The sequence below is a fragment of the Kitasatospora sp. NPDC086801 genome, assembly GCF_044745805.1.
Taxonomy (GTDB): Bacteria; Actinomycetota; Actinomycetes; order Streptomycetales; family Streptomycetaceae; genus Kitasatospora.
Map to the genome: position 1 here is coordinate 243,837 of NZ_JBIVAX010000007.1, position 14,855 is coordinate 258,691.

Annotated in this window: 7 protein-coding genes; 3 read left to right on the plus strand and 4 right to left on the minus strand. The window is 74.5% G+C overall.

All coding sequences use genetic code 11. From position 1 onward, the window contains the following. Positions 1-5 precede the first annotated feature (5 nt). The 4 genes from ACIPLC_RS12125 to ACIPLC_RS12140 all read right to left on the minus strand — a co-directional run bounded on the left by ACIPLC_RS12125 (position 6) and on the right by ACIPLC_RS12140 (position 12,400). Positions 6-8,408 carry a type I polyketide synthase gene (locus ACIPLC_RS12125; protein WP_400472857.1) on the minus strand — a complete coding sequence of 2,801 codons (8,403 nt, stop codon included), beginning with the start codon at positions 8,406-8,408 and terminating at the stop codon, positions 6-8. 270 nt (positions 8,409-8,678) lie between these two features. Continuing rightward, a complete protein-coding gene (locus tag ACIPLC_RS12130) occupies positions 8,679-10,121 on the minus strand; it encodes a cytochrome P450 (RefSeq protein WP_400472858.1) in 1,443 nt (480 codons plus the stop codon). Between the two features lie 107 nt (positions 10,122-10,228). Further along, positions 10,229-11,284, minus strand: coding sequence for a hypothetical protein (locus ACIPLC_RS12135; protein WP_400472859.1), 1,056 nt, complete (start codon positions 11,282-11,284; stop codon positions 10,229-10,231). A gap of 93 nt (positions 11,285-11,377) precedes the next feature. Then, positions 11,378-12,400, minus strand: coding sequence for a polyprenyl synthetase family protein (locus tag ACIPLC_RS12140; RefSeq protein WP_400472860.1), 1,023 nt, complete (start codon positions 12,398-12,400; stop codon positions 11,378-11,380). An 865-nt stretch (positions 12,401-13,265) separates the two neighbouring features. Between ACIPLC_RS12140 and ACIPLC_RS12145 the strand changes: the two genes are divergently transcribed. From ACIPLC_RS12145 to ACIPLC_RS12155, 3 genes are all read left to right on the plus strand, one after another. After that, positions 13,266-13,571, plus strand: a complete 306-nt coding sequence (locus ACIPLC_RS12145; protein WP_400472861.1) for a hypothetical protein — start codon at positions 13,266-13,268, stop codon at positions 13,569-13,571. 34 nt (positions 13,572-13,605) lie between these two features. Next, positions 13,606-13,893 (plus strand): hypothetical protein, encoded by a 288-nt coding sequence (locus tag ACIPLC_RS12150; protein ID WP_400472862.1) that lies wholly within the window; start codon positions 13,606-13,608, stop codon positions 13,891-13,893. Between the two features lie 292 nt (positions 13,894-14,185). Beyond that, positions 14,186-14,737 carry an AarF/UbiB family protein gene (locus ACIPLC_RS12155; RefSeq protein ID WP_400472863.1) on the plus strand — a complete coding sequence of 184 codons (552 nt, stop codon included), beginning with the start codon at positions 14,186-14,188 and terminating at the stop codon, positions 14,735-14,737. The last annotated feature ends 118 nt before the right edge of the window (positions 14,738-14,855 follow it).

A 14,855-nucleotide genomic window follows, 5' to 3' on the forward strand; every position in this document is an offset into this window, starting at 1 on the left:
GGAAGTCACCGGCCTCCTCGCGTGGTGGCGGTGGGCGTCGACGGGGCGTGCGCGTGGCCCAGGGAGTCGATCCAGGCGCGGATCGCGGCCGCCGTGGTGGCGGCGTGCTCCCGCATCAGGGAGAGGTGGTCGCCGGGCACCTCGACGCGCTCGTGCGGCAGCGGCCAGGACGTGCGCCAGGCGTCGCCGTCCGCCCGCGCCGCCATCAGAGGGGTCGGCCGAGCGGCCCCGACGAGCAGGGTGGGGGTGTCCACGGGCTCCGGGCGCCAGTCCATGAAGAGCCCGGTGTAGGCGCCCATGGCCAGGACGGCGGCGTCCTCATCACCGGTCGACCCGTCCGCGCCCTCGTCCACGCCGAGGCGCGGTGCCGGCGGGACGGCCAGGGCGGTCAACCAGTCCGTGGAGTGGTTTCCCTGGTGGACGAGATACGTGTCGATCAGCACCTGCCCCCGGGGGGCGGAGCCCATGAGTTCGAGGCGTCGGGTCACGGCGTGCGCGACGGCGCCCCCGGCGGAGGCACCGACCAGGACGACGGGCCGGTCACCGACGTGCCGCAGCGCCGTCTCGGCCTGGAGGCGGGCGAGTGCCTCCCGGTCGGCCGGGACGGCGCACCCCACGCCGATGCCCGGGTACGGGAACTCCAGGACGTCCAGCTCGCCCTCGAAGCAGGCGTGCAGGGCCGCGAACCCGCCACCCGGGCGCGCGGGGAGCGGACGGTGGTCGGGGAAGAAGGCCACGACCGGGGCGCCGGTGCGGCCCCCGGCCCGGCGCAGCGGCGGCACGGCGTGCTCCGCGGCGTCGTCGGCGCCGAAGGTCGCGGCGGCCGAGGACGCGGTGACCGCCAGGTGCATCGCGGCCACCGCATCGCCCTTCCCGCAGAGCGTGCGGTACAGGGACGCGAGCGTCCGCGCGGGACGGCCGGTGGGCGGTGCGGGCGGGGCAGACGGTGCGGGCAGTGCAGGCAGTGCAGGCCGCTCACGCGGTGTGCCACCGGGCAGGTCGTCGAGCAGGTCGAGCACGTGGCGGGCGAGGTCCTCGATCGCCGGGTGCTCGAACACCACGGTCGCGGGCAGCCGCAGGCGCAGGGCCGTGCTCAGCCGGTTGCGGATCTGCACCGCCGTCAGCGAGTCGAAGCCCAGCTCGGCCAGGGTCCTGCCGGCGGGCAGGTCCTGCGCGCCGGAGTAGCCGAGCACCGCAGCCACGTCGCCGCGCAGCAGCTCCGCGAGCACGACCCCGCGCTCCTCGGCGGGCAGCCCGGCCAGCAGCGTGCGCCACGCTCCGGCCCCCGAGGTCTCCCGCGCACCCGGGGGCGGTTCGGCCGCGCCGCCCGCCGCCTCGGCGGCAGGCCGCCCGGGGTGCACCACGTCACGCAGCGGCGGCGGCAGTTGCCCCGCGGCCGCGCGCAGAGCGGCCCGGTCCAGCAGGACCGGCGCGAGGACGGGAGCTCCCGTCCGCAGTGCCGCGTCGAACAGGGCCAGTCCCTGTGCGGGGGTGAAGGCCCGGACCACGTCGTCGGGCCTCGCGCGCCCCTTGCCCTCGGTCGACTGCGCGCCCATGCCCGCGTCGTGGCCCCACCGGCCCCACGCCAGCGAGACGGCGGGCAGGCCGGCCACGGCCCGGTGCTGCGCGAGCGCGTCCAGGAACGAGTTCGCCGCGGCGTAGTTGCCCTGGCCCGCCCGGCCCAGCACGCCCGAGACCGAGGAGAACAGGACGAAGGCCGACAGGCCCCGGTCTCGGGTCAACTCGTGCAGGTGCCAGGCCGCGTCCGCCTTCGGCCGCAGGACCGCCGCCAGCCGCTCGGGGGACAGCGCGGCCAGCACTCCGTCGTCGAGGATCCCGGCGGCGTGCACGACGGCGGTCAGCGGGGGATCACACTGCTCGATCAGCTCGGCGAGCCGGACGCGATCGGCCGCGTCGCACGCGACGATCCTGACCTGCGCGCCCCGCTCCGCCAGACTCGCGCGCAGGGCGTCGGCGCCCGGTGCGTGCGGGCCGCGCCGCCCGATCAGCAGCAGGTGGCGGACCCCGTGCGCGTCGACCAGGTGCCCGGCCAGGTCCGCGCCCAGCGCTCCGGTGCCGCCGGTGATCAGCACCGTGCCGTCCGGGTCGAAGGCGCCGGAGTGACGGGGCGCCGCGCTCTCGGCCGGCCACGGCTCGGGCAGGGGGAGCGTCGGCGGAACGCCGACCAGCCGCGGCACCGTCGCCCGCCCGCCGCGCAGGGCGAGTTGGGGCTCGTCGCCGGCGGCCGCCGCGGGCAGCAGACGCAGGGAGGCGGGGTCCTCGTCCACGTCGATCAGGACCACGCGTCCCGGCAGTTCCGACTGCGCGCTGCGCACCAGTCCCCAGACCGCGGCTCCCGCCAGGTCCGGCGCGGCAGCGGTGGCGTTCCGCGTCACCACCACGAGCCGCGAGCCCGCGGTGGCCGGGTCGTCCTGCCAGTCCTGGAGGACCTTGAGCACTTTCGTGGTCAGCAGGTGGACGTCGGCCAGTGGGCTGCGATCCGTTCCCGAACCGACTGCGGTCAGCACCAGGTGGCCGGGCGGGGCCGCGGCGTCCACGGCGTCCGCGGCGTCCACGTGCGAGGACTGACGGACGAGGGGGACGAAGGCGCCGAGGTCCAGCTCGTCCGGCCCGAGGAGCGTCCAGCCCGTCGACTGCTGCGCACGGCCGGGCAGCGCGACGGGGACCCAGTCGGGGCGCAGCAGGGCGCGCTGGGCGATGTCCTGACCGGGGTGACGGTATCCGGCCGGAAGCTCCCTGGTGGCAAGGGAGTTGACGCGCACCACCAGGCGGCCCGCCGGGTCGGCGAGCGTGATCGAGAGCGCGCCGTGCTCGGGGCCGGAGTCGAGGCAGGAGCCGGAGCCGGAGACGGAGACGGGGCCGGAGTCGGAGTCGGACTCCGACTCGGGGCCGGTCTCGCCGACCGGCGCGATCCGTACCCGCACCGTCGAGGCCGCGGCGGCGTACAGGCTCACGCCGCTCCACTGGAACGGCACCCGGGCACCGCCCGGGTCCGGGCCTGCTCCCCGGCCCTGGGCGGACGCGGCGAGCAACGAGGCGTGCGCGGCGGCGTCCAGGAGCGCGGGGTGGATGCCGTACCGGTCCGCCTCGGCCGTCCACGGCTCGGGCAGGTGGACCTCCGCGAACACCTCCGCGCCCCGCCGCCACAGCGCGCGCACGCCGCGGAACGCGGGCCCGTAGGCCAGACCGCGCTCCGCCGCGGCTTCGTAGGCACCGGTGGGATCTATCTCCGTGGCACCGGGCGGCGGCCACTGCGTCAGGCCGTGCCCCTCCGGTGCCGTCCGCGGCTCGGGCGCACGGGCGATCAGGCCGGAGGCGTGCCGCGTCCAGACGGCCGCGGTCGGCCCCACCGGCCGTGCGTGGATCTCGACGGACCGCCGGCCGGCTTCGTCCACCGCCCCCACCACGGCCTGGACCCGCACCCCCGCGTCGGGCAGCGCGAGTGGCCGCAGGATCACCAGCTCCTCCAGCGAGCCGCAGCCGACCGCGTCGCCCGCCTGCACGGCCAGCTCGACGAACGCCGTCCCCGGCACGAGCAGCGCCGTGCCGACGACGTGGTCGGCGAGCCACGGCTGGGCGGCCGCCGACAGCAGGCCGGAGAGCACCGTGTGCCCGGTGCCCGGGACCTCGAACGGCGGGCCCAGCAGCGGATGCTCCCCGACGGCCGGCCCGACCCCGGCCGGGCGCGGCGGGTCCAGCCAGTACCTCCGGCGCTGGAAGGCATAGGTCGGCAGCTCCACGCGCCGCAGCCCGCGCTCCGCGAACACCGCGGGCCAGTCGACGCCCACGCCGCGCACGTGGAACCGGGCCACGGCCGACAGCAGTGTGTCCGGTTCCCGCTCGCCGTCCCGGGCCGCGAAGGCGAACACCGGGCCGCCGTCCGGGAACACCGGGCCGCCGCCGTCCCTGGACAACGAACAGTCCTCCGCGTACGCGGTGAGCACGGGCTGCGGGCCCAGTTCCAGGAAGCCCCCGACCCCGTTGGCGCCCAGCCACTGCACGGCCTCGGCGAACCGCACGGGCAGACGTGCGTGCCGCACCCAGTAGTCCGCGGAGCCCAGTTCCCCGGGCGTCGCCCGACGGCCCGTCACGGTCGAGACCAGCGGAATCCGCGGCGGCCGGAACTCCAGCGACTCGGCGACGCGGCGGAACTCGTCGAGCACCGGGTCCACGAGCGGCGAGTGGAAGCCGTGGCCGACCTTGAGCCGCGTGCTGCGGCGGCCGCGGGCCTCGAACCGCGCCGCGACGGCGAGGACCGCGTCCCGCGCACCGGAGATCACCACCGCACGCGGTCCGTTGACCGCGGCGATCGCCACGCGGTCGGCCACGTCCGCGAGTTCGGGCAGCACCTCGTGCTCCGCCGCGTCGAGGGCCACCATCGCCCCGCCCTCGGGCAGCGCCCGCATCAGCCGCCCGCGCGCCGCGACCAGGCGTGCGGCGTCGGCGAGGTCCAGCACGCCGGCGACGTGCGCGGCCGCCAGTTCCCCCACGGAGTGCCCGGCCAGGAAGTCGGCCCGCACTCCCCAGGACTCCACCAGCCGGAACAGCGCCACCTCGTAGGCGAACAGGGCGGCCTGGGTGAAGTCCGTGCGGTCGAGCAGGGCGTCCGGCGAGCCCGGCTCGGCGCGGATCACCGTGCGCAGCGGCCGGTCCAGCTCGCCGTCCAGCGCGTGGCAGACCTCGTCGAAGGCCGCAGCGAACGCGGGGAACGCCGCCCGGAGCTCCTCGCCCATCCGCGCTCGCTGCGCGCCCTGCCCGGTGAACAGGAAGGCGAGGCGGGTGCGCGGGTCGGCCGGACACGTCGACGACCCGGCGCCGGGCGTGCCGTCGGCGATCGCCCGGAGTCCGGCCAGCATGCGCTCGCGGTCCGCGGCCGGCACCATCGCCCGGTGCGGGAGCGCCGACCTCGACACCGCCAGCGAGAAGCCCACGTCCGCCGGCGACAGGCCCGGCCGGGCCGCGACGTGGTCCGCCAGCCGCCGGGCCTGGGCCCGCAGGGCAGTCTCGTCGGCCCCGCAGACCAGCCACGGGACCGTCACCGGTGCCACCGGCCCCTGCGGCTGTGCGGGTGCCTGCCGCGGGGCGCGGTCGGTGGCGGCCGGCTCCTCGATGATCACGTGCGCATTGGTGCCGCCGATGCCGAAGGCCGACACGCCGGCTCGGCGGGGCCGGCGGGCGGGCGCGGGCCACGGCCGGGCGGCGGTCAGCAGCTCGACCCGGCCCGAGGACCAGTCGACGTGCGGGGTGGGGGCCGCCACGTGCAGGGTCCTGGGCAACTCACCGTGCCGCATGGCCTGGACCATCTTGATGATCCCGGCGACTCCCGCGGCGGCCTGGGTGTGTCCGAGGTTGGACTTGACGCTGCCCAGCCACAGCGGGGGATCCTCCGGCCCCCGGCCCCGGCCGTAGCCGGCGAGCAGCGCCCGCGCCTCGACCGGATCACCGAGCGCGGTGCCCGTCCCGTGCGCCTCCACGGCGTCCACCTCGTGCGCGCGCAGCCCGGCGTCGGCCAGCGCCAGCTCGATCAGGCGCTGCTGGGCTCGGCCGCTGGGCGCGGTCAGGCCGTTGGACGCGCCGTCGGAGTTGACGGCGCTGCCGCGCACCACGGCCAGCACCGGGTGTCCGTTGCGGCGCGCGTCGGACAGCCTCTCCAGCAGCAGCACCCCGGCGCCCTCGGCCCAGGTGGTGCCGTCCGCCGTGGACGAGAAGGACTTGCAGCGGCCGTCGGGCGCGAGGGCGCGCTGGCGGCTGAACGCGACCAGCGGTCCGGGCGTCGCCATCACCGTGACGCCGCCGGCCACGGCCAGCGAGCACGCGCCCGAGCGCAGCGCCTGGGCCGCCTGGTGAACGGCGACCAGCGAGGACGAGCACGCCGTGTCGACGGTGATCGCGGGCCCGCGCAGGCCGAACACGTAGGAGAGTCGGCCGGAGGCCACGCTGCCGGCCGACCCCAGGGCGAGGTGGGCCTCCAGCTCGTGGTCGGTGAAGCGGGAGGCGTAGTCGCCGTACATCACGCCGAGGAAGACGCCCGTGTCGCTGTCGCGGACCGACGCCGGGTCGATGCCGGCCCGCTCCCAGGCCTCCCAGGTGACCTCCAGCAGCAGCCGCTGCTGCGGGTCCGTGGCGAGCGCCTCGCGCGGCGAGATGCCGAACAGGCCCGCGTCGAACTCCGCGGCGCTGTGCAGGAATCCGCCGCTGCGCGTGTAGCAGGTGCCGATCCGGTCCGGGTCGGGGTCGTAGAGGGCGGCGAGGTCCCAGCCCCGGTCGGTCGGCAGGTCCGAGATCGCGTCCGTGCCCTGCGACACCAACTCCCAGAGCCCTTCCGGGGAGTCCACGTCCCCGGGGTAGCGGCAGGCCATGGCGACGATCACCACCGGGTCCCGGTCGTGCGCCGCGTCCGGCTCGGCGGTCCGCGGTGCGGTGGTGGCCGCGGCGGCGACGGCGACAGCGGCTCCGGGTACGGCTCCGGGTACGTCTCCGGGTACGGCGGCGAACAGTTCGGTGCGCAGGTAGCGGGCGACGGCGGCCGGGGTGGGGTGGTCGAAGACCAGTGTCGTCGGCAGGCTCAGCCCGGTCGAGGCCGCGAGCCGGTCGATCAGCTCGATGGCGCCGAGCGAGGTGAGCCCGAGGTCCGCGAAGGAGCTGTCCGTACCGGAGCCGTCCGCGTCGGGCCCGGCCTCCGGCGCGCGTCCGCGGACCCGGGCGGTCTCGACGCACACCGTCTCGCACAGCGCGCGTTCCTGCTCCTCGCGGGGCAGCGGCAGCAGCCCCCGGTACAGGGGCCCGTCGGCCGGAGTCGGCGCCGCAGCCTGGTCGTTGAACACCGCATGGCGGACGATCTTGCCGGACGGCGTGCGCGGGACGGCCGCGATCTCGCGGACCTCGACGGGCACCTTGTGGTCCGCCAGTTGCGAGCGGCAGACGTCGAGCACCGACTGCGGGTCGACGCCGTCCGGGCCGGGCACCACGAAGGCGACCGGGACTTCGCCGAGGACGGCGTGCGGCCGGCCGAGGACCACGGCGTCCCGCACACCGGGACAGCCCCGCAGGACGTGCTCGACCTCCGTGGGGTGGATGTTCTCGCCGCCCCGGATGATCAGCTCACTGACCCGGCCGGTGAGAACGAGGTGGCCGTCCTCGGTGCGGCGGCCAAGGTCCCCGGTCCGGTACCAGCCCTCGCGCAGCGCGGCGGCCGTCGCCTCCGGCCGGTCGTGGTAGCCCGTCATGAGCCCCGGACTGCTGACCCAGAACTCGCCCTCGCCGCCCGCCGGGACGTCGACACCGCCGTCCGGGTCGACCACGCGGACCTCGGCACCCGGCACCGGTCGTCCGCAGGATCCGTCGACCCGGGGGCCGGTCGGGCGGGTCACCGCGATCGCGCCGCAGGTCTCGGTACTGCCGTAGACGTCGAGCAGCGGCGCGCCGAGCGTCTCCTCCACCGCCCGGCGCAGCGCGGGCGGACACGGCGCGCCCGCTGTGACGCAGAGCCGCAGCCCGGGCCGCGACACGGGGAGCGGGGCGTCCTTCGCCGAGGACATCACCTGGTGGTACGTCGTGGGGACACCGGCCAGGACGGTGAACGGCCCACCGAGGGCCTCGCTCGGGGTCCGCAGCGCGCGCCACAGGTCGCCGGGGGTCAGCGACTCGCCGGCGATCGCGGTGCTCGCGCCGACGGCCGTGGTGCCCAGGATCGCGAGGGAGTGTCCGAAGCTGTGGAACAGCGGCAGCGGCCACAGCAACCGGTCCTCGGGGGAGAGCCCGAAGATCGGCGCGTAGCAGGCCGCCACCGACCACAGCGCGCCGCGCTGCGTGGAGAGCACGCCCTTGGGGCGGTGGGTGGTCCCGGAGGTGTAGAGCAGCCAGGCCGGATCGTCGAGCCCCAGGTCGTCGGGCGCCGCGGGCCCGTCGCTCCCGGCCGCAGCCTCGAAGCGGACGGTGCCGTCGGGGGCGTCCGGGGGGATCGGGCCCGTCCCGGTGAGCACGGCGGGCAGACCGCGGTGCGCGGGGCCGAGCCGGTTGAGCCGCGCGAGGTGCGCGGGGTCGGTGATGACGGCCGAGGCGCCGCTGTCCCGCAGGTAGTAGTCGAGTTCGGCGTCGGAGGAGCGGGGATTGAGCAGGACGCCGACCGCCCCCGCCCGCAGCACGGCGAGGCAGCCCTCGACCAGCTCCACGCCGTTGCCCAGGCAGATCGCGACCCGATCGCCGCGCCGGACCCCCGCCCGCGCGAGCGACCCGGCCAACCGCCCGGTCCGCCGCTCCAACTCGGCGTAGCTGACGCCACGTGAGAAGTCGTGGAACGCCACCCGGTCCGCCGACCGCTCGGCGTGCCGCTTCAGCAACTCCGGCAACGGCCGCACCAGATCGTCGTACCGCAGTTCACCACTCACGCCCGAGCTCCGACCTCTCGCCATCCCGATCCACTCCCCCGTCGATCTCCTCCGTACCCATGAGCACGAGGGCACAGACCGAGTCGTGCCGCTGGTGTCGCCGTCGTCGTGGCGCCCTGCCCCGACGGGGGCGGTGCGCTGTAGAACTGGCGTGCCCAGCGCCTCCGCATGGCGCCACACCATGATGAATCCGTTGATCTCACGCGAGGCCCGGAGGTTCAGGGAGGCCCGGGGCGGTGGTGATCCGTCGCCGGTGCGGACGCACTTCCCTCACGGCCGGTCGGATTCCTCGCGGACCGTAGGATCACCCGTCCTGGGTTGTGGTGTCCGCGGAACGGTCTGCCGGGGGACGGCGATCATCGGCAGTGCGTTCGGCCGGGGCATTTCGGCCAGGACCGGCTTGACCGTGGAGCCTGGTGCCGGAACGAGCCGCCAGCGGGCGGTGATCGTCGCCACCGAGATGAGCATCTCGGCCCGTGCGAACGCTTCGCCCGGGCACTTGTACTTCCCCTTGCCGAAGGGAATGGGCGTTCCCTGCGACGATCGGCTGGGAAGCCACCGGTCGGGATCGAACCGCTCCGGGTCCGGGTACGTCCGCGGATCGCGGTGCAGGGCGTACTGGCTGTACGCGACCTCGGTCCCGGCGGGGAACGTGACGCCGCCGAGCGTGACCGTCGAGGTGGCCTTGCGGGTGATCAGTACGAGCGCGTACAGGCGGGTGACCTCCTGCAGCACCCGGTCCAGGTACTGGAGGCGGTGCAGGTCGGCGACGTTGACCGGCCCGCTGCCCACCACCTCATCGACTTCGGCTTGGACGCGCGCCTCGACGTCGGGGTGCCGGGCCAGCTCGTGGAAGACCCACGCCAGCGTGGTGGCCGTGGTCTCGGTTCCCGCGAGCAGCAGCGTGATGAGCTGGTCGCGGATCTCCGCATCGGTCATGGCTTCGCCCGTCTCGGTGTCCCGGGCCTCCAGCAGCTTCGTCAGCAGGTCGTCACGGCCGGCCCCGTCGGTACGCGCGTGCCGGATCACCTCGTCGATGATCCGGCGCAGGCGGACACCTGCGTCGCTGAACCCGCTGTTGAGCGGGATCGGGAGCCGGTCGAGGACCGCGGGGGCGACCGCCCGCACGACCACGCCCCGGGACAGGACCTGCAGGGACCGCCACACCTCATCGAGCGCGGCCTGGCTGAGCCCGGAGGAGAACAGCGACTCGGCCACGATCCCCGCGGTCAGCTCGTGCATCGCCCGGTCCACCCTGACGATCTCGTCCGGCTGCCAGGACATCGCCACGGACCGCGCACGCCGTTCCATGACCTGGGCGTAGACCGCCGTGATGCGCGTGCGGTGCAGCGCGGGTTGCACCAGTCGCCGCTGGCGGGCGTTCACCTCGCTGTCGGTCGTCGCCAGCCCGTCGCCGAGGGCTGCGCGGGCCCGTTCGAAGAACCTGCCCTTGCCGAACACCCGGGCGTGGGTCACCAGGGCCTGGTGGACGAGGTCCGGGGTGGTGAGGAAGTACACGGGCAGGCAGCCCAGGTCGACCCGCACGATGTCCCCGGCGTGCTCCACCGACTGCAGGAACGCCAGCGGATCGAGCCACAGCTGCAGCAGATGGCCGATCAGGGGTACGCGCCCGGGCAGCGTGGGCACCTGCGTCAGGCTGCGGGGTCCAGCGCCCTGCGGAGCCGGTGTCTGGCGGGACGGTTCCGGGTTCATGCGGCACTCCTTGGGGAGCAGGCGTGGCGAGCGGGAGCGGCCCGGCACCGTGCGAGGTGTCCTGGGTGCGGGGGCGCCGGGGCAACGGGGCGCCGGGGCAACGGGGTTCACGGGGTGAGGTGCTGCCACCACCAGGCGATGGAGGAGTGGGCCAGCGGGGCGGGGTCGAGTCCGGGCGGCGGGCTGGTGACGATCTCCAGGGCGGGGGCGGCCATCGCGTAGCGCGGGTTGTCGCGGTGCCAGTGGACGACGTTGGCGACCATGTTGCCGAGGTCGGTGAGGAAGTGCCGCAGTTGCGGGCTTGCGTGGGCGGCCAGTTGGTCGCGCAGCCGGAGGAAGAGGGCCATGCTGCGGTTCCAGATGGTGATGGCCTGGACGACGGCGTGGGCCTGGGTGCAGCCCAGTTCGTTCATGAGGCCGATGACGAGGTTGTTCTGTCCGTCCCCGGCGCGGGCGTCCTTGGCGAAGGAGGAGAGGTCGTTGATCCACAGCAGGAGCAGGCCGGCGATCTCCCGCAGGGCTCGCAGGGCGGGGTCGTCGTACTCCCGTGCGGGCATCTCCTGGGCGTTGCAGACCTCGATCATGGCGAAGAAGGCCTCGAACCCGGACACGCCCAGGCGCAGGACCAGTTGGGTGCTGAGGTCGGGATGCTGGCCCCGCAGCCGGTAGCTCGCCTCCCAGGGGATGCACTGGTGGTAGATGCGGTAGCCGGCGGTGAGGCGGTGGTACTGCACGGGTGTGGCGAAGCCGCGAAGGGTGCGGACGATGTCGAGGTAGGCGGGCATGAACGGGGTGTCCAGCAGGGCCGTGTCCGGGGCCTCCAGGGCCCGCTGCATCGCGCCGCACACGTCGATGACGTCGTGCAGGGACGGGCAGGCTTCGAACCAGTCGTCCAGGGCGAAGGCGTAGAAGTACCAGCGGCCGGTGGCTTCCAGGCGTTCGGCGCGTCCCCGGGGGCTGCTGTTGGCCACGAAGGCCGCGCTGCGGCTTCCCAGCAGGCCGGCCCGCTCGGCCGGGTCCTGCGGGATGGGGCAGTGGTTCATCCACTGTGCCGCCCGCTTGTCGATCACGTCGGCTTCCGGGTGCGAGGACGGTGCCAGCGGGCAGTAGAGCGGCGGCAGCCCGAACGCCGCGGCGGAACTGTGCGCGGATGTCCCGGTCACGGGTACCCCTTTGCTGTGGAACGTGCGGACGGTGGCGGTGGTGAGAGGCCGGCCCGAGGGGGTTCAGGGGGCCGGCGGGTGGGAGTTCGCGTGTCAGCGGTCGCGGTTGGTGATCATCTCGGCGAGTGCGGTGAGTTCGGCGACCGCCGCGGGCGCGGGCCGGGCCAGGGCGAGGTGCTCGTGGGCGTCGGCGCTGTGGCGTCGGGCGCGGTACAGGGTCCAGTCCCTGGCGCCGCTCTGTTCGATCAGTTTGGCCGCGTGGCGGCATTCCTCGTCGTTGGGTGGGGTGTTCCTGCGGTAGAGGGCACGCAGGGTCTCGGCCTGCGGGGTGTGTCCGGCCATGGCGGCGGCCACCGGCAGGGAGATCTTGCGCCGGCGCAGGTCGGACAACGCGGGTTTGCCGGTGGCCTGTTCGTCGCCCCAGATGCCGAGCAGGTCGTCGATGCACTGGAAGGCGATGCCCAGGTGCCGGCCGAAGGCCCGCAGGTGGGCGGCGCGCTGCGCGTCGGCGCCACCGGCGATGGCGCCCAGCGCGCAGGCGGCGGCGAGGAGTTCGCCGGTCTTGCCGGCCGCCACCGCGAGCGCCCGGTCCTCGCTGACGTCGGTACCGGTCTCCAGGAGGATGTCGAGGTACTCGCCCTCGATCAGCAACTGGACGCTTTCCAGGAGGACGGGGACCGTCAACTCGGCGCGGGGGGCTTCGGCGAGGGCCTGGACGGCGGCGAAGAACAGGGCGTCGCCGGCGAGGATGGCCGCCGGAAACCCCTTGGCCGCCCACAGGGCGGGGCGGTGGCGACGCATACGATCGTGGTCGATGATGTCGTCGTGCAACAGGCTGGCGTTGTGGACGAGTTCCACGGACACCGCGGCGGGACGGGCCGCAGCCGGGTCGCCGCCGACGGCCCGGCAGGCCAGGAGCGTGAGGGCCGGGCGCAGGGCCTTGCCGTCGCCCTGGTGGTCGACGTGGACGCGGTCGTCGGTCCACCAGCCGAAGTGCAGACCGGCGAGGTGCCGGATGTGCGCGGGCAGGCGGTTGACCTGGGAGCGGATCAGCGGCCTGACGGTGTTCGCACTCTGGGTCAGGATGCGTTCGCAGTCACGGGGTTCGTCGGACACCGGGCCTCGCCTTCGAATGGCAGTGCATCAGGATCGGGCGGGTGGTGACGGGTCGGGCCTGAGCCCATGGACGTCCTGAGGGTCGAGGTCGGACGGCCAGGGGATTGCGAGGACGCCGTCCGGTGCTGCGCCGGCCGTGCGGGCCTTTCCCCGGCGCCGTCGCCGGACCAGCCGTCGGTACGGTGTGGCCCGTGCCACCTGGGACCGGCTACGGCGATCAACCCGGAACCGCGGCACCGGTTCGGCTCGACGACTGTCGGGCCGGGCACGACGGGTCCCTGCCGGCCTCTTTCGTAAGCGTTCAGCGCGATGGTCTCTATGCCAACAGATCCACGGCTGTCCCGGTACGGCGTGCGGCCCGGACATCGGAGCACGGCCGGCTCCGGCTCGCGCCCTCGTCCCGGCCCCCACGCCTACACCCGTCGCACCACAGGTCGGTGGCCACCTGGCCCCCCGATGGGGTCAGCCCTACCCGAACCGCCTTGGCTGGGAAGGCTTTTGGGGCCGACGGGGCCCACCGGGCCCGGCGTGCGGCCCTCTCATCGCACCGCCGCACAGCCGGCCCGACGGCACCGTTCGCCGTCTTCGCGGTACCCCCCGATCCCACGGACTTCCCGCGGGCGCCGGGGCGGCGGGAAACGGCCGCGACCGGGGCAGCGGGCGCGTGCACGGCGCTCTCGGCATCGGCGGCCAGAACTCGTTGCCTCCCGAGCCCCCCGCACGCGGGGTTGCCACCGACGTGCGTCCTGGCGTGCACTCAGAGAACTGAACGCCTTCCGTCCGAACCTTCGGCCACCGGCCCGGAGGATCGCGGGCGATCAGGCCTTCTCGCGTGCTCGCACCCCAGCAGTGAGGACACCCCCTCATGAGTGAGTCCCGGCCGCGACGCGGCATCATCCGCTCCCTGCGCACCATCGTCGACGACGCCAAGGAGATCGCCGACGAGCTCATCGAGCGTGCGGCGGAGCTGGAGTGCAACCTCCGTGACGCCATCATCGACCTGCTGGAGGGGAACACCGAGGGCAAGCCTTCCGGTGACACCCCTCGTCGCCCTGCGGGCGGCGGGGGCGAGAGAGACGAAGGGGCGGAGCTGGCGGGCCTGCGGGCGGAACTGGCCGCCCTGCGGGAAGAGCTCGCCCACCTGTCCAAGGCTTCGCCGGCACGTGACTGACCCGGAGAACCACAACAGAGACCACAGTGCCGGTGTGTCCGGCCCACCGACGGGCGCGGATGTGGAACGCCACCTGGTCCGGGCGGAGCACGGGCTGCTAGTGGACGCGCTCACCTACCGGCCGGTCTCCCTGGCCGAGTTGGCAGACGACGTACGCAGCGGGCTCCGGTTCCGGGCCCGGGACAGCAACGGCGGCGAGTGCACCTACCAGGTCCTCGTCGAGGCACTCCTCGCCACACTCGTACCCGCGCCGACAGCGGGCGCAGTGGAACTGCTGTCCGCCGCCGTCCGCGGCGGCCTCCCCACCGGCCGGACCACGTAGGACACCGGACAAGAGACGGACGAAACGGCACCGGGCAGTCAGGGGGAAGCCTGGGCAACGCGGCTCTCTCCTTGCTCGACGCGCTGTTCCCGGTATCGGCGGGTAGGGCGCCCACCCTGTCTCTGGAGGCTGTGTGTCCGCTCGCGCGCTCTACGTCTCGGGGGTCCTGGGGCGCCTGCTCGCCGACGAACTACGGCGCCCCGGGCGCAAAAGCGGCAGAGGCGGCAGAGGCGGCAGAGGCGGCGGAGGCGGCCCGGACGTCGGGGACGAGGACGGCGGACGGGCGCGGGCGGTGCGGGAAGCGCTGCAGTCGCTGGGCCCGTTCTACATCAAGGTCGGGCAGATCCTCTCCACCCGGTCCGACTTCGTGCCCGAGGCGATGATCGAAGAACTGCGCCTGCTCCACGACCAGGTCACCCCACTCCCCTTCGACGTCTTCGAACCCGTCCTGGCCGCCGAGTTCGGCCCCCGCTGGCCGCGCCTGTTCCGCGACATCGACACCAGGACACCGCTCGGCGCAGCGTCCCTGGCCCAGGTCTACCGCGCCGACCTGGCCGACGGCACGGCGGCCGCGGTGAAGATCCAGCGCCCCGGCGTCGCCCAGGTCATGGCCCAGGACATGGCCGTCCTGCGCAAGGCAGCACGCCTGGTCGCCCGTGCCGCACCCCGCTTCACCACCGTCATCGACGTGCCCGCGATGCTCGGCGTGCTCTTCGACGCCATGCAGGACGAGAGCGACTTCCGCCGGGAGGCCGCCAACATGCGCCACGGCCTGCGCCTGACCGCCGATTTCGAACACCTCACCGTCCCCCGCGTCCTCCTCACCCCCACCCGGCGCGTCTGAGGTGACCCCTGTGATGTGGACACTCTGATGGCGGATCTTGATGGTCCGGGAAGATGGTTCATATGGCAGGGCGGAAGTACACCCCGGAGTTCCGGGCGGACGCGGTGGCGTTGTGGCG

What these genes read in the sequence shown, in the direction of transcription:
- ACIPLC_RS12130 (WP_400472858.1), bottom strand. Translation starts at nt 10,121, where the DNA reads ATGAACCCGGAACCGTCCCGCCAGACACCGGCTCCGCAGGGCGCTGGA.
- ACIPLC_RS12145 (WP_400472861.1), top strand. Translation starts at nt 13,266, where the DNA reads ATGAGTGAGTCCCGGCCGCGACGCGGCATCATCCGCTCCCTGCGCACC.